17 protein-coding genes are annotated in these 20657 nt (G+C 62.1%); 6 read left to right on the top strand and 11 right to left on the bottom strand.

Annotation, left to right across the window (positions count from 1 at the left end):
• Positions 1-40: 40 nt before the first annotated feature.
• Entirely contained in the window at positions 41-583 is a 543-nt protein-coding gene (gene orn, locus AB4Z20_RS25120; protein WP_024618862.1) for an oligoribonuclease, read from the bottom strand.
• Positions 584-692: 109 nt separating this feature from the next.
• Here orn and rsgA point away from each other — a divergent pair, with 109 nt between their 5' ends.
• Entirely contained in the window at positions 693-1724 is a 1032-nt protein-coding gene (gene rsgA, locus AB4Z20_RS25115) for a small ribosomal subunit biogenesis GTPase RsgA (RefSeq protein WP_014336294.1), read from the top strand.
• Positions 1725-1903: 179 nt separating this feature from the next.
• Here the strand turns inward: rsgA and motB are convergent, their stop codons facing one another.
• On the bottom strand, positions 1904-2941 hold the full coding sequence (gene motB / locus AB4Z20_RS25110; protein ID WP_442090825.1) for a flagellar motor protein MotB: 1038 nt from the start codon (positions 2939-2941) through the stop codon (positions 1904-1906).
• Between the two features lie 164 nt (positions 2942-3105).
• Positions 3106-3957, bottom strand: a complete 852-nt coding sequence (gene motA / locus AB4Z20_RS25105) for a flagellar motor stator protein MotA (protein WP_214511456.1) — start codon at positions 3955-3957, stop codon at positions 3106-3108.
• Positions 3958-4123: 166 nt separating this feature from the next.
• On the opposite strand from motA, the gene AB4Z20_RS25100 reads away from it, so the two are divergent.
• The 4 genes from AB4Z20_RS25100 to AB4Z20_RS25085 all read left to right on the top strand — a co-directional run bounded on the left by AB4Z20_RS25100 (position 4124) and on the right by AB4Z20_RS25085 (position 9339).
• On the top strand, positions 4124-5662 hold the full coding sequence (locus AB4Z20_RS25100; RefSeq protein ID WP_253471237.1) for an HDOD domain-containing protein: 1539 nt from the start codon (positions 4124-4126) through the stop codon (positions 5660-5662).
• A gap of 42 nt (positions 5663-5704) precedes the next feature.
• Positions 5705-6520: a rhodanese-like domain-containing protein gene (locus tag AB4Z20_RS25095; protein WP_442090822.1), complete on the top strand. Its 816-nt coding sequence runs from the start codon at positions 5705-5707 to the stop codon at positions 6518-6520.
• Positions 6521-6539: 19 nt separating this feature from the next.
• Positions 6540-7400 carry an archaetidylserine decarboxylase gene (gene asd, locus AB4Z20_RS25090; RefSeq protein WP_253471235.1) on the top strand — a complete coding sequence of 287 codons (861 nt, stop codon included), beginning with the start codon at positions 6540-6542 and terminating at the stop codon, positions 7398-7400.
• A 178-nt stretch (positions 7401-7578) separates the two neighbouring features.
• Positions 7579-9339 (top strand): molecular chaperone, encoded by a 1761-nt coding sequence (locus AB4Z20_RS25085; RefSeq protein WP_253471234.1) that lies wholly within the window; start codon positions 7579-7581, stop codon positions 9337-9339.
• A 159-nt stretch (positions 9340-9498) separates the two neighbouring features.
• Here the strand turns inward: AB4Z20_RS25085 and serB are convergent, their stop codons facing one another.
• Entirely contained in the window at positions 9499-10713 is a 1215-nt protein-coding gene (gene serB, locus AB4Z20_RS25080; protein ID WP_003197189.1) for a phosphoserine phosphatase SerB, read from the bottom strand.
• Positions 10714-10846: 133 nt separating this feature from the next.
• Here serB and AB4Z20_RS25075 point away from each other — a divergent pair, with 133 nt between their 5' ends.
• On the top strand, positions 10847-12364 hold the full coding sequence (locus AB4Z20_RS25075) for an AhpA/YtjB family protein (protein WP_253471233.1): 1518 nt from the start codon (positions 10847-10849) through the stop codon (positions 12362-12364).
• 193 nt (positions 12365-12557) lie between these two features.
• On the opposite strand, the gene AB4Z20_RS25070 is transcribed toward AB4Z20_RS25075, so the two are convergent.
• The 7 genes from AB4Z20_RS25070 to AB4Z20_RS25040 form a co-directional block, all read right to left on the bottom strand.
• Positions 12558-12965 carry a DUF3224 domain-containing protein gene (locus tag AB4Z20_RS25070; protein ID WP_258690259.1) on the bottom strand — a complete coding sequence of 136 codons (408 nt, stop codon included), beginning with the start codon at positions 12963-12965 and terminating at the stop codon, positions 12558-12560.
• Positions 12966-13111: 146 nt separating this feature from the next.
• Complete coding sequence (locus AB4Z20_RS25065) at positions 13112-13816, bottom strand: PqiC family protein (protein WP_253471229.1); 705 nt, start codon at positions 13814-13816, stop codon at positions 13112-13114.
• 179 nt (positions 13817-13995) lie between these two features.
• Positions 13996-16260 (bottom strand): DNA topoisomerase IV subunit A, encoded by a 2265-nt coding sequence (gene parC, locus AB4Z20_RS25060; RefSeq protein WP_014336284.1) that lies wholly within the window; start codon positions 16258-16260, stop codon positions 13996-13998.
• A gap of 10 nt (positions 16261-16270) precedes the next feature.
• On the bottom strand, positions 16271-16789 hold the full coding sequence (locus tag AB4Z20_RS25055; protein WP_253471227.1) for a retropepsin-like aspartic protease family protein: 519 nt from the start codon (positions 16787-16789) through the stop codon (positions 16271-16273).
• Entirely contained in the window at positions 16786-17772 is a 987-nt protein-coding gene (locus tag AB4Z20_RS25050) for an esterase-like activity of phytase family protein (RefSeq protein ID WP_253471226.1), read from the bottom strand. The genes AB4Z20_RS25055 and AB4Z20_RS25050 overlap by 4 nt, the downstream gene beginning before the upstream one ends.
• A complete protein-coding gene (gene parE / locus AB4Z20_RS25045; protein ID WP_003197177.1) occupies positions 17772-19676 on the bottom strand; it encodes a DNA topoisomerase IV subunit B in 1905 nt (634 codons plus the stop codon). The genes AB4Z20_RS25050 and parE overlap by 1 nt, the downstream gene beginning before the upstream one ends.
• 41 nt (positions 19677-19717) lie before the next feature.
• A complete protein-coding gene (locus tag AB4Z20_RS25040) occupies positions 19718-20326 on the bottom strand; it encodes a YqiA/YcfP family alpha/beta fold hydrolase (RefSeq protein WP_253471225.1) in 609 nt (202 codons plus the stop codon).
• Between the last annotated feature and the right edge of the window lie 331 nt (positions 20327-20657).

Raw genomic sequence — 20657 nt, 5'->3', positions numbered from 1 at the left:
GGAGCAAGCTCCCTCGCCACAAGAACGCCGTGCGCTTCAATCAGAACTTGATGAAGTGCTTACGGTAATGCTGCAACTCGGCAATGGACTCGCGGATGTCGTCCAGGGCCAGGTGGCTGCCGCCCTTCTGGAAGCTGTCGCGTACTTCTGGCGCCCAGCGGGCGGCCAGTTCCTTGAGGGTGGAGACGTCCAGGTTGCGGTAATGGAAGTAGCTTTCCAGGGATTTCATGTGGGTGTACAGGAAGCGACGGTCCTGGCAGATGCTGTTGCCGCAGATCGGCGACTTGCCCTTGGGCACCCACTGCTCCAGGAAGGCGAGGGTCTGGGCTTCGGCCTCGGCCATGCTGATCTTGCTCTCGCGCACCCGCTGGGTCAGGCCCGAGCCGCCGTGCTGGCGAGTGTTCCACTCGTCCATGCCGGCCAGGATCTCGTCGCTGTGATGGATCGCGATCACCGGGCCTTCGGCCAGGGTGTTGAGGTCGCTGTCGGTGACGATGGTGGCCATTTCGATGATGACGTCGGTGTCTGGGTTCAGACCGGTCATTTCCAGGTCGATCCAGATCAGGTTCTGCGGGTTTTGCATAGGGAAGCTCCTCGGCGTAGCCACGCAGTTTAGCCTAGGCCGCCCCTTGGGCGTGCTAAACTCGCGGCCGTTTTACCCTATTCGCTGCATTTCTTCATACGGAACACCCATGGCCAAACGCCAACTCAATCGTCGTCAGAACTGGCGCATCGAAAAGATCCAGGGCGAGCGCGCCGCCCGCGCCGCCAAACGCGAATCCAGTGCTGTCGAAGCCCTGGAGGGTGGCGACCTGGGCCCTGAACAGACCGGCCTGGTCATTGCCCACTTCGGTGTGCAGGTCGAGGTCGAGGCCCGGGAAGGCGAACTGGCCGGCCAGGTGTTCCGCTGCCACTTGCGCGCCAACCTGCCGGCGCTGGTGACGGGCGACCAGGTCGTCTGGCGTGCCGGCAACCAGGGCATCGGCGTGATCGTCGCGCAATTGCCGCGCCACACCGAACTGTGCCGTCCGGACAGCCGGGGCCAGCTCAAGCCCGTGGCCGCCAACGTCGACATGATCGTCATCGTGTTCGCCCCGCTGCCCGAACCCCACGCCAACCTGATCGACCGTTATCTGGTGGCCGCCGAACACGCCGGCATCCGTCCGTTGTTGCTGCTCAACAAATTCGACCTGATCGACGAGCACAACGCCCCGGCGCTGAACGCCCTGCTGTCGGTCTATCGGGATTTGGGTTACCCGGTGCTGGAAGTCTCGGCCCATCACGGCAACGGCATGGAGCAATTGCAACAGCAACTGGACGGGCGCATCAGCGTGTTCGTCGGCCAGTCCGGCGTCGGCAAGTCATCGCTGGTCAACAGCCTGCTGCCGGAAGTCGAGACACGCGTCGGGCCGTTGTCCGAGCTGTCCGGCCAGGGCACCCACACCACCACCACCGCGCGACTGTTCCACTTCCCCGGCGGCGGTGAATTGATCGACTCACCGGGCATCCGCGAGTTCGGCCTGGGCCACGTCAGCCGGGCCGATGTGGAAGCCGGGTTCATCGAGTTCAACGAGCTGATCGGCACCTGCCGCTTCCGTGACTGCAAGCACGACCGCGAACCCGGTTGCGCCCTGCTCAAGGCCCTGGAAGAAGGTCGGGTGCATCAGCAACGGATGAACAGCTACCGCTCGATCATCGCCAGCTTGCCGGAAAGCAGTTACTGAGTTGGCCGGACGCCTTTGTGGCGAGGGAGCTTGCTCCCGCTTGAGTGCGAAACACTCACCTTGGATGGGGCTGCTTCACAGCCCAGCGGGAGCAAGCTCCCTCGCCACAAAGGCAAGCAAGCCTCAAGTGAACAGTGGCTCACAAAAAAGCCGACAATGATGTCGGCTTTTTTATTGGGTCACTGCGCCGGCGGCGTGGCCGGTTTTGGCGCGGCGTCGTCGAACAGGTTCAGCCGTTCGCGCAGTTCGTGGGCCGGCACGGGTTGCTGGTCCGCCGGCAAGGCGCTTGGATCAACCGCAGCCCCAGGCGTGGCCGGCACTTCACCCGGCGCGCCCTCGCCCTGGGCCGGATCCGGCGTCGGGTCATCGGTTTGCGAACCTTCGATGGCCTGCTGGGCCTTCTTGGTCAACACCACGATATCGATACGCCGGTTGACCGGGTTGAACGGGTCCTTGCGGTCGAACAGCGCCGAGGAGGCATAACCGACCACCCGCGCCACCTGCTCATCCGGATAACTGCCAGCCACCAGGGCGCGACGGGCCGCGTTGGCGCGGTTGGCGGACAGCTCCCAGTTACCGAAATCGCCTTTGCCAATGAAGGGCTTGGCATCGGTATGGCCGCTGATGCTGATCTTGTTCGGCACCGCCTTGATGGTGTCGGCCATGGCCAACAGGATGTCTTCGAAATAAGGCTTCAGGCGCGCGCTGCCCGAGTCGAACATCGGCCGGTTCTCGGCGTCCATGATCTGGATGCGCAAGCCGTTCGGCGTGATTTCGAACAGGATCTGGTCTTTGAATTTCTGCAGTTGCGGGTTCTCTTCGACCTTGTTCTGCAATTCCTGCAGCAACAATTCCAGGCGTTCGCGCTCGATTTGCTCGGCCATGCCTTCGACCTGCTCGGTGTCCGTCGTCACCTTGTCGGGCTGGGGCTGGGATTTGACTTCGGGGTTGAGGGTCGTATCCGGCGCCAGGGTCGGTGAGCCGCCCAGGTCGATGATGTACGGCGTGCCGCTTTCAGTAAAACCCACCGGGTCCTTGAAGTAACCGGCGATGGCGATCTTCTGTTCCGGCGTCGCGGTGGACAGCAGCCACAGCACCAGGAAGAACGCCATCATCGCCGTCGCGAAGTCGGCGAAGGCGATTTTCCAGGCGCCCCCGTGATGCCCCGCGGCGATGCGCTTGACGCGCTTGATGATAATCGGCTGGTTATTTTCCATGACCTAGGTGCTCTGCTTCACAAATACTGTTCCATTTTGACGGTGCCTGTTGCTGCCATACGACGTTGCCGCTCCTCGCCATAGCGGGCTATGACTCGTCGCGGCGCCTTGTCTGGCAGCAACAGTCACTCGCCAAAAAAGGAACGTATTTGCAAAGCAAAGCACTAACGACCGCGAACCGCTTGTTCCAGCTCGGCGAAGCTTGGACGGTGCGCCGGGTAGAGGACCTTGCGACCGAACTCCACCGCCAGCGATGGCGGCATGCCTGAGGCCGAGGCCACCAGGGAAGCCTTGATGGCTTCGTAGACGTTGAGCTCTTCCTTGGCGTCATGGGCCAGGGAAGTGGCCAACGGACCAAAGAAACCGTACGCGGCCAAAATACCGAAGAAGGTACCCACCAGTGCCGCACCAACGTGCAAGCCGATGGATTTCTGGTCGCCGTCGCCCAGGGACGCCATGGTCACCACGATGCCCAATACCGCCGCGACGATACCGAAGCCAGGCATGGCGTCGGCGACGCCGGTGACCGCGTGGGATGGATGTTCCAGGTCTTCCTTGAGGCTGTACAGCTCCATGTCGAAGAGGCCTTCGAGCTCATGGGGTGCCATGTTGCCGGACGACATGATGCGCAGGTAATCACAGATGAACGCCGTCATGCGAGCGTCCTTGAGTACCGCAGGGTACTTGGCGAAAATCGGGCTGGCGGCAGCGTCTTCGATATCGCCTTCGATCGCCATCATGCCTTCACGGCGGCTCTTGTTGAGGATTTCGTAGATCAGGCCCAGCACTTCAAGGTAGAAGGTGTGGCTGAAGCGCGAACTGAACATGCCCAGGGATTTCTTGAGCACGTGCATCGTCATGTAGCCGGGGTTGGCCTGCAGGAATGCACCGAGGGCCGCGCCACCGATGATCATGACCTCGAAAGGTTGGATCAGGGCGGCAATCTTGCCATGGGAAAGCACGTATCCGCCGAGCACGCTCGCGAACACGACGATGATGCCGATAATTTTAGCCATAGATAGAAAGTACTTATTTAAGTCGGGTTCAAGGTCATATTCGGAAGCTGAAAAATCTCTTCTTCTACTTATCGGCAAAACTGCGCCAGACTATAGGCTGTTCTGGCGAAAAGCCAATTTGCCCCGTTCCGGGCGTAGAGAATTCATACGATGATCACGTCCAGCCATGACTAACGACACGAAGGTTCCAACGCCACGACCGACCACCCTCGAAGGCTGGGTGAAGCTGCTCGATGGCGTGCATCTGCCGGTGCCCCAGGCCAGCCATGACCTGGTCTGCAAGGCCATTGCCGACAGCCGCCGCTCGTTACGTGACATCGCCGAACTGATGCAGGACAGCCCCGCCCTGGCCCTCAGCGTCATCCGCGAGGCCAACCATCACACCCATGGCAGCCTTGCAGAACCTGCGGAAAATCTCGAAGTGGCCATCAACCGCCTCGGCCTCAAGCGTACCGAAGAACTGCTCGCTCGCCTGCCGTCGTTGCCGGGGCTCGAAATCCCCATCGCCTTGCGCCAGCTGCAATTGATCAGCCAACACGCCACGCAACAGGCCAATGGCTTTTTTGCCAGCCGCCTGGCGCGGCTGTGGCAGGACATTCACTGGGGCAGCCTGCTGTTTCTCTCACCGCTCTGGCCACTGGCCTTGACTCACCCGCGGTTACTGGGGGAGTGGGAATTGCGGGTCGTCCACAAACGCGAGCCCGCGCGCAAGGTAGAGCGCGAATTGTTCGGCGTCAGCCTGCTGAAAATCTGCCTGGCGCTGGTGGAGACCTGGCGCCTGCCGATCTGGGTGATGCAAGGTTATCGCCTGCTGCTCAACGAACGCCGCGAGCTGGTGCAGGTTCTGCGCATCGCCCGGGACAGCGAGCACCCGCTGCGCCAGCAGAATCGCCTGGACGACGACCCAACCCTGCGGCGCTGGCTCAATCAACCGGCCAACACCGTGTTGCTGGCCAACGGCCTGGCACTTTCGGCGCAACAGGCCTGGGATGGCCCCCACAGTGCCCGCTGGCAATACCTCACCAGTTTGTACCTGCAGATGCCGATGGATGAGGTCCAGCAACAGCTGCACCAACAAGCCGTCACCAGCGCCCGTCATGACGCCATGCCAGACCTCTGGCATCCGGCCGTGGCGTTGCTCTGGCCCTGGGGCAGCCGTCGCATCCACCCCGGTTTGCTGCCCGCCCCCACACCCAGCGCCGAGGACCTGAGCCAGTGGCGCAAGCAATGCTCCGCGCTGCTGGTGGAACCGAGCCCCTTCAGCAATGCCATGCACCTGACCACCTCGGCACGGGACGTCTTGGTGGCCTGTGGCATGCGCCGGGTGATGATCCTGATGGCCGACCGCAACCAGACCAGCGTGCGCGTACACCAGACCGCCGGCCTGCCCAAAGAAGCCGCGGCCATGAGCTTTACCATCAGCCAGAGCAAAATAGTGCAACGGTTGCTGGCCCAGCAGGCCCAGGTTCGCCTGAACCCGGACAACAACGCGCAGTTTTCGGCGCTGCTGCCACCGGGCCTACGCAGCCTGTTCCGCGGGGAGCACCTGCTGCTGCGCTCGCTGACCTGCAATGGCCGGGTGATCATGCTGGTGGTGGTGGACCAGGGCGGCGGGCCGTTCTCGGATGTGACCGTGCAAGCCTTCGGCAAAACCGTGCAATGCATCGAAAGGGCCCTGCATACCTTTACCAACCGCGGCCGCTGAACTTGCTACAATCTTTTCCCTTTGCGCCCCTGGAGACCTCACATGCCTGACTTCTCTGGCTTGCCGCTGGTGATCGAGCCGAGCGAGCTGCTGCCGCGCCTCGACGCCCGCGAACTGATTCTGGTGGACCTGACCAGCGTCGCCCGCTACAGCACCGGGCATATTCCCGGCGCACGCTTCGTCGACCCCAAGCGCACCCAGCTCGGTCAACCGCCGGCGCCGGGCCTGCTGCCGGCCAAGGCCGACCTCGAAGCCCTGTTCGGTGAGCTCGGGCACAACCCGGATGCGGTCTACGTGGTCTATGACGATGAAGGCGGCGGCTGGGCCGGGCGGTTTATCTGGCTGCTGGACGTGATCGGCCACTCGAACTACCACTACCTCGACGGCGGCTTGCTGTCGTGGCTGGACGAAGGCCTGCCGGTGTCCGTCGAAGTGCCTGCGCCCGTCGCAGGCCCGGTCAGCCTGACACTGCACGAAGCCCCTACCGCCACCCGCGAGTACCTGCAAAGCCGCCTCGGCGCAGCCGACCTGGCAATCTGGGACGCTCGCGGCCCGCTGGAATATTCCGGCGAGAAAGTCGTCGCAGCCCGAGGCGGGCACATTCCCGGCGCGGTCAATTTCGAATGGACTGCCGGCATGGACCAGGCGCGCAACCTGCGCATCCGCAAGGACATGCCGCAAATCCTCGAACAATTGGGCATCACGCCTGACAAAGAAATCATCACCCACTGCCAGACTCACCACCGCTCCGGCTTCACCTACCTGGTGGCCAAGGCGCTCGGTTATCCAAGGGTCAAAGGCTATGCCGGTTCCTGGGGCGAATGGGGCAACCACCCCGACACCCCCATCGAGCTTTAAAGGTTCTTAAGGACAGTTAATGAAAAACCGTTTGTTCATCCTCACTCAATACCTGCTGCCACACCACCTGCTCTCGCGGCTAGCCGGCTGCATTGCTGAATGCCGCGTGCGCTGGTTCAAGAACGCCTTCACCGCGTGGTTTGCCAAGCGCTATCAAGTGGACATGTCCCAGGCACTGGTAGAAGACCTGACTGCCTACGAGCACTTCAACGCCTTCTTCACCCGCGCCCTGAAAGACGGCGCACGCCCGCTGGACGACGCCCCGGGCGCGATCCTCAGCCCCGCCGACGGTGCCGTCAGCCAGCTCGGCCCGATCGAGCACGGCCGGGTCTTCCAGGCCAAGGGCCACAGCTTCAGTGTGCTGGAACTGCTGGGCGGTGATGCGGCCAACGCGGCGCCGTTCATGGGCGGCGATTTCGCCACCATCTACCTGTCCCCCAAGGACTACCACCGCGTGCACATGCCACTGGCCGGTACCCTGCGGGAGATGGTCTACATTCCTGGACGGATTTTCTCGGTCAACCAGACCACCGCCGAAAACGTTCCGGAGCTGTTCGCCCGCAACGAGCGCGTGGCGTGCATTTTCGACACCGAACGCGGGCCGATGGCCGTGGTGCTGGTGGGCGCGATGATCGTGGCGTCCATCGAAACCGTCTGGGCCGGACTGGTAACACCGCCCAAGCGCCAGCTGAAAACCTTCCGTTATGACGAAGCCGCCCGCGCGCCGATTCATCTGGAAAAAGGCGCCGAACTGGGGCGCTTCAAGCTGGGTTCGACGGCCATCGTGCTGTTTGGGCCGGACCAGGTGAACTGGGCCGAAGGCCTGGTGGCCGGTTCACCGGTGCAGATGGGCCAAGGCCTGGCGCTGCCGAAAGCCTGAGTAAAAAATCACCCCCTGTGGGAGCGAGCTTGCTCGCGATAGCGATGTGACTGATCCATCGTCATCGCGAGCAAGCTCGCTCCCACAGAGTATCCCGCAGAGACAGAGCACTTCTTTCGGCTACAGCTGCTAGAGTAGGAAACAACACGTTTATTTCCCGCCGGAGCCCGTACACGGCATGAATGAGACCAGCCCTCTCCAGCTATTGCGCGTCCTGACCCCGACACAATCACGCCTGTCGTTCTGCGATGCTACGCCCCGGGACCTCAAGCGCTGGATCGCCAACCTGCCCAAGGCCAACATCGGCGAAACAGCCCGCCTTTTGTACCAAGCACTTGGCGAACTCAACCAACTGCTCACGCCCAGCGACAATCGCCTGCAACTGCTCGAGCTGCTGCGGCCCGAGGTGTATTACGTCTGCAAGCACCTGGAGCGGCACTTCCTGCAACAGGCCATCGTGCTGGATGAGCGGTCGCGCAAGATCGTCAACCTGTGCCAGGCCCTGCAAACCCAGCTGGCGATGGGCTACAAACAGATCGTGGCGCGTATTGCGTCGAAATACACCAAGGACCGGGCCCGCCTGCTGAGCACCGCGCTGCAACGGGCGACGCACGCCCTCAACGGCCCGCTGTTGCGTGCCAGTCAGCTGTACAGCCCAGTGCCTGAGGGGCTGTGGCTCGATTTGCATCAGCTATACCGGATCGCCTGCCAGCACCGCTTGCAGCACCTGAGCGTGAGTGACGAACTGGCCTGCCAGGTTCATCAATTGAACACCGAGCAAACCTATGTCGTCGCCCTGTTGCTGGGCGCCTCACGCAGCAATCAGCTGCGCCAGAGCCAAATCGGACGGCTGACCGAAGTGCTCGAATCCTGGAGCCAGTGGGTCAAGCTGGACCCCGCCACCAGCGCTACCAGTCTGTTCGCGGTCGCTCCGGAGCTGGATGTCGGGCCACGCTACCGTTCCAAGTTCCGCGCCGAACAGCAGCCGACCTTGCAGGGGTTCGATCCACAGCCCCTGGTGCGCGTAATCGCCACTCACCTGGAACAACCTGCCGAGCAAAGTCTGCCAGTACCAAGTGGCATGAGCATCGACACCCTGCATCACCTGCATGCAGCCTGGGGCGAAGCAGCCGAACGCAGTTTCCAGCGCACCGAGGGCAACGGCACGCTGACGCTGTGCGTGGGCATGAGTGCGCTGCACTACTACCTCGGCGGCGAGCGCTCTTTCAACGAAATACTGAAAAGCCCCACCACCCGCAAGGCCCGCTTCGAAGCCTCGCCGAGCAAGACAAACGACACCTGGGGCCAAGCCTTCGACGCCGCCCCCGCCGGCGACAGCGACCTGCTGCCCTACGAAGAAATCGAGTACCCGGTCAACCCGGCCGATGACGATGGCACCAGCTCCGACAACCAGCATCACTTCCCCACCTACGACCTGCCGATCATCAACCACAGCCCTGGCGGCTATTGCCTCGGCTGGCCCAAGGAAGTGCCGGAACAACTGCAAGCCGGGGAAATGATCGGCATCCGGGACACCAGCGACCAAGCCTGGAGCGTTGCCGTGGTGCGCTGGATCCGGCAAGTGCGCAACGGGGCCATGCAAATGGGCATCGAGCTGGTCGCACCGCACGCCCAGCCTTGCGGGCTGCAACTGGTCCGGGAAAAAAATGAGCACGGTCACTATCTGCGCGGGCTGTTGCTTCCCGAGATCAGTGCCATTGACCTGCCCCCGACCATGATCGCCCCACGCCTGCCCTTCGAGGAAGGCCAACACGTGTTGATCAATACCAACGGCCAGGAACGCCGCGCCGGCCTGGACCGCCGAGTGACCAGCACCCACAGTTTCAACCAGTTTGCTTATCACCCGGAAGACTCGACCGCCAACGGGGATGGTAGCGAGCAAGAAGGGAATTTTGATTCGTTGTGGAAGTCGCTGTAGGAGCTGCCGAGCGAAGCGAGGCTGCGATCTTTCCAAGACCAATTGAGTCTCAAGCGAAGATCAAGATCAAAAGATCGCAGCCTTCGGCAGCTCCTACACAGGCCAGCGGGAGCAAGCTCCCTCGCCACAAAAGCATGCACTCCAAAACCGGCGTGTTACTTAGAGCTGCCCGTCACGATCCCTGAAACCCAACAGGTACAACACCCCATCCAGCCCCAGGGTGGAAATCGCCTGCCTGGCCGACTGCTTGACCAGTGGCTTGGCGCGGAACGCCACGCCCAGGCCCGCTATCGCCAGCATCGGCAAGTCGTTGGCACCGTCACCCACGGCGATGGTCTGCTCCAGGCGCAGGCCTTCTTTTTCAGCCAGTTCACGCAGCAGGTCCGCCTTGCGCTGGGCATCGACGATCGGCTCGACGGCCACGCCGGTCACCTTGCCATCCACCACTTCCAGCTCGTTGGCGAACACGTAGTCGATGCCGAGCTTGGCCTGCAGCTGCTTGGCGAAATAGGTGAAGCCGCCGGACAGGATGGCGGTCTTGTAGCCCAGGCGCTTGAGTTCGGCGAACAGCGTCTCGGCGCCTTCGGTCAGGCGCAGGGAAGCGCCAATGGAATCCAGCACGCTGACGTCCAGCCCCTTGAGCAGCGCCAGGCGCTCCTTGAAGCTGGCACGGAAATCCAATTCGCCAGCCATGGCTCGCTCGGTGATGGCCGAGACCTTGTCGCCCACGCCGGCCGCCTTGGCCAGTTCGTCGATGACTTCGGCTTCGATCAGCGTCGAGTCCATGTCGAACACCGCCAGGCGGCGGTTACGGCGGAACAGCGAATCTTCCTGGAAGGCGATGTCGACGTTCAGTTCCTGGGCCACGCTGAGGAACTCGGCACGCAACGCCTGGGGATCGGCCGGCTCACCGCGCACCGAAAACTCGATGCAGCCCTTGCCCTTGTCGTCCGGGGTATCCAGCGGCATGCGCCCGGACAATCGGTCGATGTGGTCGATGTTCAGGTCATATTTGGCGGTGATCGAACTGACACGCTGCAACTGCTCGGCGGTAACCTTGCGGGTCAACAAAGTAACGATGTGGCGCTTCTTGCCCTGGCCGGCCACCCAATGCCGGTAATCGTCCTCGGACACCGGGGTGAAGCGCACCTGTTGGTCGAGCTTGTAGGCGGTGAACAGGATGTCCTTGAGCACCGACTTGCCTTGTTCAGCGTCCGGAATTTCAACCAGAATACCGAACGACAGCGTGTCGTGGATCACCGCCTGACCGATGTCGAGAATGTTCACACCACCCTGGGCCAGAACGCCGGTAATGGCCGCAGTCAGACCCGGACGGTCGCTGCCAGTGATGTTTATCAGGACGATTTCGCGCAAGGCGCACCCCCGCAGGTGGAAAAAAAACGCATTCTACCCACATTCAGTGACCATCGGGCACCGCCAGTGCTTTGCCGGTCATGGGGCTGTCGCTATACTGCGCGTCAATTTCACGGACAAAGAGCCGAGCTCAGTGAACCGGCCCACGCCAGTCAAAACCGACAACTTCTTCCTGCTGATCTTCCGTGCACTGCGTCACCGTCGTGTGCCGATTGCATTGCGCATTGCCAGCCATAACGTGATCCTGGTCGCCCTGGCCCTGGTTATCTATGCCTGCGTGATGGGTTTGCAATTCAAGCAGGCGATGCACGAGCAGGCCGATGCCCTGGGTGAAAGCCTGACCACCCAGACCGCCACGTCCGCCACCGAGCTGCTGGTGTCCAACGACATCCTCAGCCTCAACGTGCTGCTCAACAACCTGACCAAGAACAAGCTGGTGGCCCACGCCGCCATCTACAGCGTGGACAACCGCATCCTCGCCGAGGCCGGCCAGCGTCCCAAGCCGGGCCTGCTGGGCGAGTCCGGCGGCATGTACCAGAGCAAGATCACCTTCCAGGACGTGACCGCCGGGCAGCTGCGCATCAGCCTGGACATGGACCAGTTCCAGCAACCGATGACCATCAGCCTGCAAAGCATGGGTATCCTCAGCGCGATCCTGCTGGCACTGGCACTGGCCTTGAGCCTGCGCCTGGGGCGACACATCTCTACGCCGCTGTTGCAATTGCGCGTCTGGCTGCGGGACATCGACGAACACACGCCGGCCACCCAGCGCCAGGACGAAATCGGCGATCTGGCCCGGCAACTGCACGCCAGCTTCGCGCCGGAGCCTGAGCCCGTGCCGGAACCTGAAGACATCGACTACGTGGACGACGACGATGCCGAGCCGGGCTTCGAAGTGCGTAACCTGCGCGACCCGGGCTTCGATGAAAGCCAGCCAATGCCTGCTTCCAAACCGGCTCCACGCCACGTGGTACGCACGGTAGAGGACGAGGAAGACGACGACGCGTTCGCCGACCTGCGGGACGAATCAGTCGATGGAGCCCCTCAACCGGTCGCCAGGCCCGTCGCCTCGAACCTGCCCCAGCACAGCGCCGTACTGGCCGTGCAACTGGGCGCCCAGGAGCAACTGCGCCGCTTGCCCCAGGCGCGCCTGAAGGAATTGCTCGAGCGCTACCGCGACTGCCTCGACCAGGCCGCATCGCTCTATCAGGGCGAACTGCACACCCTGAACGATGGCAGCACGCTGATGCTGTTCCACACCGAAGACAGCGGTGACGACTACCTGACCAACGCCATTTGCTGCGGTGAGTTGCTGCGCGCCTTGGGCCACCAGTTGCAGATCGAAGTCGCCGACAGCGGCATCACCCTGCAACTGCAATTGGGCCTGACCCTGGGCGATGGCTTGTTTGGCCTGAGCCAGATCGACCTGCTGCTGACCGAAACCGCCCAGGACGCCCTGGCGCTGTCGCAACACAGCCGCAACCTGCTGCTGGTGGAGCGCAAGATCAACGACGACGCCCTGATCCGCCAGCGCGCCCGTATCCGCCCCATCGCCAGCCCCGAAGGCGCGTGCTGCGTGGAACGCTTGATGGAGCCTTATCCGTCGATGCTGGAGCGGCAGTTGGCGCGGATGCATGAACGCCAGGCCTGAGTCTCAGGACTTGAAATGACGAAGCCCGCAGATGAGTGATTATCTGCGGGCTTTTTTGTTGCCTTCAGCGCCATCATCGCGAGCAAGCTCGCTCCCACACCCACAGGCCCAATGTGGGAGCGAGCTTGCTCGCGATGGCGTCAGGACAGACAGCGAAAAACCAGACTACAGAGTCGCGTCCACCCCACACACTTCAGCTCTCAGGCTCAAACGAATACTCAAATGACACTTGTGCCGGCTCACCATGGCCAGCCACGTAGCTGCCAGTCCCACTCAAATTGACCAGATCCCCAGTACCGGCGCCCTCTACGACACTCCACGTACTGCGCGCCTTGCCTTCGGAAAACGACCCCGAATGCCGGGCAACAAAGGTTCCGCGCTTACCTGCCACCACCGCACAAACCCGCTCAAAACCCACAAAGCACGCTGTGCCGTCAGCACTATAGGACATCAGGTATTCGACGCTACTGGTGCCCTCGATAGCGCCGGAATAGGACTGCGTGATGTTGGCATGCGAGAGCTTTGGAGCGTTTTCAAGAATTTGAGACGGCTTCTCGTCCCAGCTGCTGATCTGAAATGTGCAACTGGCAGTTGTTTTCATGGGAATTTAACTCGTCCTTGTCGTTATTGGCGGGAGGTCTGATGCGCCGGGCCCTCATCTTGCCTGACATCCCCCAGGAATAAGAACCCAGGAAACGACAAAGCCCGCACTTAATGCGGGCTTTGTCTTGTAATCCAGTCCTGGCGTCAGAACCTGAACACTTCCATGTCCGTACGAATCGGCAAGGCCATGGGGATCTTGTCCTTGTCCTTTTCCACCGGCTTGGCCGGGGCGGGAGCGGCCTTGCGTGGGACTTCTGCAATAGGTGGCTGGTTGGCCAGGGGCTTGAGCGACACGGACAGCTGTTCGGCCAGGCGTTGCAGGAGCACGCCCTGGGCCTGGACCTGTGCCGCCGTGGTGCCGGCATGTTGCTCTTGCAGATGAACGATGCGGTTCTCACGCACCTTGCCACGACGGTCGATCAATCGCCATTGGGCATCGAGCACTGCCGGCTGGGCTTTACCCGAATCCAGGCGGGTAATCGACAGCAGCACCTGTACATCCGGGGTGAAACCTTGGGTCGCGGGTGCCAGCACTACGCGCTGGCTGTCCAGATGCCCGGCGACCTGGCGCAACAGCAACTGATCGATGTCAGAAGACAGGCTGCCAGCCCAACGACCGTCAGTGGCGGCCTGCAGGCTGCCGTCCGGTTGGCGTTGCAATAAGGTTTCACGTTGCAGGTAGTCGGCGATCAGGACCGGCCCCAGCAATACTGCCATGCCTGTGCTTTGCGCAGGCTGGGCCGGGGTTCCGCTGTCCAGTTGGTACAGCGACACCGGCTGGTTCATGCTGCAGCCCGCCAGGCCAAGCAGGCCGGCGAGCCACAAAATAGGGAGGCGCAGAGCAGTCATCGTTCCGTCCAGGTGGCAGCCACAAGGCTTACCACAGTGAAAAAAAACTCGGTCATTATGAAGAACGCTCGGCCACGCCGGCGCTTGAAAGGGCCTATCATCCGTGAATATGCGCGCCGACTCCAGCGCGAAAGTATCGATCTGCGGCATTTAATCGCAGACCGAGCCCTCTACTACGCCTAATTGAGGTTTTCGACGAGCAGCGCATCGACTCGCTGAAAACCCCTTGGAAGCTTGTTGCCGCGCCGACCACGTTCACCCTTGTAATGCTCAAGATCGTCCGCTTTCAACGAAAGCGTGCGCTTGCCTGCCTGCAGCACAAGCGTGGCGCCTTCCGGCAACACTGCAATATCCGTGACATATTCCTCACGGCTGGCGACCCGTTCGCCGGAAATACCAATAATCTTGTTGCCCTTGCCTTTACCCAGCTGTGGCAGGTCGCTGATCTTGAACACCAGTAACCGGCCTTCAGTGGTGACCGAGGCCAGCCAGTTGTTCTCCCGATCAGCCACCGGCCGTGGCGCAATCACCTTGGCGTTGTTCGGCAGGCTCAACAACGCCTTGCCCGCCTTGTTCTTGGCTTGCAGATCCTCACCCTTGACCACGAACCCGTAACCCGCGTCCGATGCAATTACGTACAGTCCATCATCATCTGGCATCAGCACGCATTCAAAAGTTGCACCCGGCGGCGGCGTTAAACGACCGGTCAGCGGTTCGCCCTGGCCACGAGCCGACGGCAGGGTGTGGGCTGGCACCGAATAGCTGCGCCCGGTGGAGTCGACGAACACCGCAAACTGGTTGGAACGCCCGGCCGCCAAGGCCTTGAAGCCGTCCCCGGCCTTGTAGGAAAGCCCGGTCGCGTCAATATCATGACCTTTGGCGGAGCGTACCCAACCTTTTTCTGACAGCACGACGGTGACTTTCTCGTTCGGCAACAGATCGTGTTCGGTCAGCGCCTTGGCTTCGGCACGCTCGACGATTGGCGAGCGACGGTCGTCGCCGTAGGTCTCGGCGTCCTTGAGCAGTTCGGTGCGCACTAGCTTCTTGAGCTTGGCTTCGCTGCCCAGCAGGGCTTGCAGCTTGGCCTGCTCCTTGAGCAGTTCATCCTGTTCGGCGCGCAGCTTCATCTCTTCCAACCGCGCCAACTGCCGCAGGCGGGTGTCGAGGATGTAGTCGGCCTGGATTTCACTCAGGGCAAAACGCGCGATCAGGCTGGCCTTGGGGTGCTCCTCGGTGCGGATGATGTGGATCACTTCATCCAGGTTGAGGTAGGCAATCAGCAAACCGTCCAACAGGTGCAGGCGACGCTCGACCTTGTCCAGGCGGAATTGCAGGCGCCGGCGCACGGTCTTGACCCGGAACTCCAGCCACTCCACCAGCAATGCCCGCAGGTTCTTCAACTGCGGCTTGCCGTCCAGGCCGATGATGTTGATGTTGACCCGGTAGCTGGACTCCAGGTCGGTGCTGGCGAACAGGTGCTGCATCAGCGCGTCGTGGTCGACTCGGCTGTTGACCGGGATGATCACGATGCGGCACGGGTTTTCGTGGTCGGATTCGTCGCGCAAGTCGGCCACTTGCGGCGCTTTCGACGGTTTTGCCTGCATCATCGCGGCAATTTGTTCCAGGACCTTGGCCCCGGAAACCTGATGCGGCAGCGCCGTGACAATGATGTCGCCGTCTTCGATGTGGTACACGGCTCGCATGCGCACCGAACCGCGGCCGGTCTCGTAGATTTTCAGCAGGTCGGCGCGCGGCGTGATGATTTCCGCTTCGGTCGGATAGTCCGGGCCCTGGATGTGTTCGCAGAGCTGTTCCACCGTGGCTTTCGGCTCGTCCAGCAAGCGCACGCACGCCGTGGCCACTTCCCGCAGGTTGTGGGGCGGCACGTCGGTAGCCATGCCCACGGCGATGCCGGTGGTGCCATTGAGAAGGATATTCGGCAAACGTGCCGGCAAAACCAGGGGTTCGTCGAGAGTGCCGTCGAAGTTCGGCCCCCAGTCCGCGGTGCCCTGGCCCAGCTCGCTGAGCAGCACTTCGGAATAGCGCGACAACCGCGCCTCGGTGTAACGCATGGCCGCGAAGGACTTGGGATCGTCCGGCGCACCCCAGTTGCCCTGCCCGTCCACCAGCGTGTAGCGATAGCTGAATGGCTGGGCCATCAGCACCATGGCTTCATAGCAGGCCGAGTCGCCGTGGGGGTGGAACTTACCGAGCACGTCACCGACGGTACGCGCCGATTTCTTGTGCTTGGAATCCGCATCCAGCCCCAGCTCACTCATGGCATAGATGATCCGCCGCTGAACCGGCTTCAAACCGTCGCCGATGTGCGGCAAGGCGCGGTCCATGATCACGTACATGGAGTAATTGAGGTAGGCATTTTCGGTGAAGTCAGCCAGCGATCGGCGTTCTACGCCGTCTAAGCTGTCTGCAAGAATGTCGCTCATGCGGGCCTCATCAGTTCGTTGTCTGGCGCAGCAGCATGGTGCCGTCGCGCTGGGTAAATTCAAGTTTGTTCAGGGCGCTCATGCCCAGCAGCACTTGCGTGCCACCCAGGCCTGGCGCCACCAGGGCACGGACATCGCGCAATACGATGTCACCCAATTGCAGCCGGTCGATGCGGGTGCGATAGCCCTCGCTCAAACCGTTGGCGGTACTCAATGTCACGCCGAAACCTTTTTCCAGCTTGAGGCGCTCGGCCAACTCCACCGGAATCGCCACGTCGGTGGCGCCCGTGTCGAGCATGAAATCCACCGGTTGGCCGTTGATCTGGCCGCTGGCGACGAAATGCCCCTGCCTATTGCCGACCAACTTCACCTCGATAAACCCTTCGCCTTTTTGCGAATACACCTGGGCATTGGGGTTTTGCTCGCGCTGTTCCCATTGGGCAAAAAACCGCGTTGCCAGGAACAGCGCCGCGCACCAGGCCAATATCATCAACACCCGACCAGCACGCTTGCCCGGCGGCTGACTCATGGCGAGGCGCCCCAGCCACCGTCCGGCGCGGCGAAGCGCCAGATGATCGGTCGCGTTTCGCCGTCGGCGCGGGCACCGTCGTTGTTGTCCAGGCCGATCCAGGCGCCCTCGGCGTCCACGACCAGCGCTTCGGCCAGCCCATAATCCTGGGAATAACGTCGACTGTCCTGCAATGCCTCGGCGGCGAACGACCAGCACCGCTCCACTTGGGCGGTCTGCGGGTCACGCCGACAGATCTGAAAGGCGTTGCGTTCCAGGGTAAACAGCTTGCCATTGAACAATGACAGATCAGCGAAGTCCCGCGAAACCGCCTTGGCCTTGGGGAACTGCGCCGGCTGCATCTCCAGCCCCGCTTCGCTCAGCAGCACGCAATTACCCTCGCAGTCCCACACCGTTTGCTGGCGCTTGACCAACAAAAGACCGCGACGCTCACGCTCGGCCGCCAACCACAGTTGGTCACCGGCCGGGTTGACCGCCAAGCCTTCGAACAACGCATTGAAATGCAGCAACATGCCACTGGCGCGGGCCTGGCGGATCATTGTTGGTGCGATTTTCAACCAGGACGCCGGCCCCGCAGGCGGTACCTGCAACACGGCGGCTTGGGACTCGCTGACCACATAGCGATTGCCAGCGCTGTCGCAGCTGATGCCTTCGAAATCCAGCTCGCCACCGCGCAGGAACGACGCTGCCCAGGTTCGGGACTTCAAGCCCCAGGGCAAACCACTGTCCGGTACCTCGGGCACCTCGATTTCAACCACTTCGGCTTGCCAGACCGGCGCATCGACGGGCTTGAGGCGGTAGATCCGGTCATCGTCGCGATCGGATACCGTCCACATTTCGCTGCCGCACAGCGCCAGCCCCGACAGATTGCCGCCGCGCATGCCATCGACAGCATGCTCGGACAGCAACTTCAGTTCCGGTGCAGGCCCTGCGACCACAACCCCCGCCCACAGCAACAACGCCAGGGCGAAACCGTTGCGCATCAGGCCAGCACCTCGGCCAGGTCCCCTTTGGATTCGAGCCAGGACTTGCGATCGCCGGCACGTTTTTTCGCCAGCAGCATGTCCATCATTTCCGAGGTCGCTTCGAAATCATCCAGGGTCAACTGCACCAGGCGGCGGGTGTTCGGGTCCATGGTGGTTTCACGCAGTTGCGGCGGGTTCATCTCGCCCAGGCCCTTGAATCGAGTGACCTGCGGCTTGCCGCGTTTTTTCTCGGCCACCAGGCGATCGAGAATGCCGTCGCGCTCGGCTTCGTCCAGGGCGTAGTAGATTTCCTTGCCCAGGTCGATGCGGTACAGGGGCGGCATCGCCACATAGACGTGACCGGCGTCCACCAGCGGGCGGAAATGCTGGACGAACAAGGCGCAGAGCAACGTGGCGATGTGCAGGCCGTCGGAGTCGGCGTCGGCGAGGATGCAGATCTTGCCGTAGCGCAGCTGGCTCATGTCGGCGGCGCCTGGATCGACACCGATGGCCACGGCGATGTTGTGCACTTCCTGGCTGGCCAGCACTTCGCTGCCGTCCACTTCCCAGGTGTTGAGGATCTTGCCCCGCAGCGGCAGGATCGCCTGGAACTCCTTGTCCCGCGCCTGCTTGGCCGAGCCACCGGCGGAGTCACCTTCCACCAGGAACAGCTCGGAACGCATCGGGTCCTGCCCGGCGCAATCGGCGAGCTTGCCCGGCAATGCCGGCCCCTGGGTGATGCGCTTGCGCTCGACTTTCTTGCTGGCCTTGAGACGACGGCCGGCGTTGTTGATCGCCAGCTCTGCCAGCGCCAAGCCGGTTTCCGGGTTGGCGTTGAGCCACAGGCTGAACGCATCCTTGACCACCCCGGAGACAAACGCCGCCGCTTCGCGGGACGACAGGCGCTCCTTGGTCTGGCCGGAGAACTGCGGTTCCTGCATTTTCATCGACAGTACGAAGGCGATGCGTTCCCAGACGTCTTCCGGCGCCAGCTTCACGCCACGGGGCAACAGGTTGCGGAACTCGCAGAATTCGCGCATCGCGTCGAGCAAACCCTGGCGCAAGCCGTTGACGTGGGTACCGCCCTGGGCCGTGGGGATCAGGTTGACGTAGCTTTCCTGGACGCTTTCGCCGCCTTCGGGCAGCCACAACAGCGCCCAGTCCACGGCTTCCTTGTTACCGGCCAGGCTGCCGCAGAACGGCTCGTTGGGCAGGCGCTCGAAATCGTTGACCGCGTCCACCAGGTAAGAACGCAGGCCGTCTTCGTAATGCCATTCGACTTTCTCGCCGGTGGCCTTGTCCTCGAAACTGACCAGCAACCCCGGGCACAACACGGCCTTGGCCTTGAGCACGTGCTTGAGGCGGCTGACGGAAAACTTCGGTGAATCGAAATACTTCGGATCCGGGGCGAAATACACGCTGGTCCCGGTGTTGCGCTTGCCGACGGTGCCGACCACTTCCAGCTCGGTGGCCTTGTAGCCGTCGGCGAAGGTCATCTGGTATTCGTTGCCGTCACGCTTGACCCGCACCCGCACCTGGGTCGACAAGGCGTTGACCACGGAAATACCCACCCCGTGCAGACCGCCGGAGAACTGGTAGTTCTTGTTGGAAAACTTGCCGCCGGCGTGGAGCTTGGTGAGGATCAGCTCGACGCCCGACACACCCTCTTCAGGGTGAATGTCCACCGGCATGCCGCGGCCATCATCGCTGACTTCCAGCGAGTGATCGGCGTGCAGGATGACCTGCACCGAACGAGCGTGCCCGGCCAAGGCTTCGTCGACACTGTTGTCGATGACTTCCTGGGCGAGGTGGTTCGGCCGACTGGTGTCGGTGTACATGCCGGGGCGCTTGCGCACCGGGTCGAGGCCCGAGAGGACTTCGATGGCGTCTGCGTTATAAGAGCTAGCGCTGGGAGTGGCCATGGGGTCTCGTCGTCAGTGTTCAATGAAAAGGGGCGATGGGCTCACAGCGACGTGAAGTCGATCGCCTGGTACAAATCGGCGCCAATGCCGGCAAAACTCAACAGCGCCGGCAACTGCAGGGCAAACCCTTGGAAACTGTGGTCGCCGCCGGCCTGGATGCGCAAGGCACAGGCGCGGTAATACTGCTGGGCGTGGCGATAATCCAGCGTTTCGTCACCGGTTTGCAACCATACCTGAAACCGCTGCGGATCCCGGGGCGCCGGCACTTGCAGTTCGGCCAGGGCCGTGACGTGGTCGTGGGTCAATTCCCAGGTTTCGTCGGTGTACAAATTCTTCTGCGTGCCCAGGTAACCGTCGAACATCCGATGCGGGCTGACGGCAGGGTTGATCAACAGGGCCTTGAGGCCGTGGCGCTCGGCCAAGTGAGTCGCATAGTAGCCGCCGAGCGAGCTGCCGACCAGCAGCGGGCGCCCCAGTTCTGTAATCGCCTGTTCCAACTGACCGATGGCCTGGCGGGGGTGGTGATGCAAGGCGGGCACCTGTAACTGGTCGCTCAGGCCCAGGCGCGTCATCACTTGCGTCAACTGGCTGGCCTTGGTCGACGCCGGGGCGCTGTTGAGGCCATGGATATAAAGGATCGAACCCGACATTGCCGACTCCCTGGGTGTTGGGCAAAAGCCGGAGTTTACAGGGAGATTGCGGTGGTTGGGGGGGATTTGACCGTGTTGTTGCCTCCTATGACCCGTCGATAACAACACCTGTGGGAGCAAAGCTTGCTCGCGATGGCGGTTTGGTGTCCGACCAGGTTCTCCCAGTTGTACTTCGATCAAACTGTGGGAGCGAGCTTGCTCGCGATGGCGGTCTGATTGAGTACATATCCATTGCTGCGGTAACGGCCACTTAGGGTTCCGCCCTGACGGCGGCTCACTTTTGAAAAGCGCAAAAGTAAGCAAAACGCTTTTGCCCCACCACTCGGTGCCT

Source organism: Pseudomonas sp. KB_12, assembly GCF_052114545.1.
GTDB lineage: Bacteria > Pseudomonadota > Gammaproteobacteria > Pseudomonadales > Pseudomonadaceae > Aquipseudomonas > Aquipseudomonas brassicacearum.
Note: the sequence above shows the minus strand (reverse complement) of the source record. Positions and strands in the feature narration are given on the sequence as shown.

Bases quoted from the DNA above. Each gene is read 5' to 3' on its own strand.
- orn (WP_024618862.1), bottom strand. From the start codon at position 583: ATGCAAAACCCGCAGAACCTGATCTGGATCGACCTGGAAATGACCGGT.
- parC (WP_014336284.1), bottom strand. From the start codon at position 16,260: ATGAGCGACATTCTTGCAGACAGCTTAGACGGCGTAGAACGCCGATCG.
- AB4Z20_RS25070 (WP_258690259.1), bottom strand. From the start codon at position 12,965: ATGAAAACAACTGCCAGTTGCACATTTCAGATCAGCAGCTGGGACGAG.
- parE (WP_003197177.1), bottom strand. From the start codon at position 19,676: ATGGCCACTCCCAGCGCTAGCTCTTATAACGCAGACGCCATCGAAGTC.
- asd (WP_253471235.1), top strand. From the start codon at position 6,540: ATGAAAAACCGTTTGTTCATCCTCACTCAATACCTGCTGCCACACCAC.
- AB4Z20_RS25050 (WP_253471226.1), bottom strand. From the start codon at position 17,772: ATGCGCAACGGTTTCGCCCTGGCGTTGTTGCTGTGGGCGGGGGTTGTG.
- rsgA (WP_014336294.1), top strand. From the start codon at position 693: ATGGCCAAACGCCAACTCAATCGTCGTCAGAACTGGCGCATCGAAAAG.
- AB4Z20_RS25065 (WP_253471229.1), bottom strand. From the start codon at position 13,816: ATGACTGCTCTGCGCCTCCCTATTTTGTGGCTCGCCGGCCTGCTTGGC.
- AB4Z20_RS25100 (WP_253471237.1), top strand. From the start codon at position 4,124: ATGACTAACGACACGAAGGTTCCAACGCCACGACCGACCACCCTCGAA.
- AB4Z20_RS25040 (WP_253471225.1), bottom strand. From the start codon at position 20,326: ATGTCGGGTTCGATCCTTTATATCCATGGCCTCAACAGCGCCCCGGCG.
- motB (WP_442090825.1), bottom strand. From the start codon at position 2,941: ATGGAAAATAACCAGCCGATTATCATCAAGCGCGTCAAGCGCATCGCC.
- AB4Z20_RS25055 (WP_253471227.1), bottom strand. From the start codon at position 16,789: ATGAGTCAGCCGCCGGGCAAGCGTGCTGGTCGGGTGTTGATGATATTG.
- motA (WP_214511456.1), bottom strand. From the start codon at position 3,957: ATGGCTAAAATTATCGGCATCATCGTCGTGTTCGCGAGCGTGCTCGGC.
- AB4Z20_RS25085 (WP_253471234.1), top strand. From the start codon at position 7,579: ATGAATGAGACCAGCCCTCTCCAGCTATTGCGCGTCCTGACCCCGACA.
- AB4Z20_RS25095 (WP_442090822.1), top strand. From the start codon at position 5,705: ATGCCTGACTTCTCTGGCTTGCCGCTGGTGATCGAGCCGAGCGAGCTG.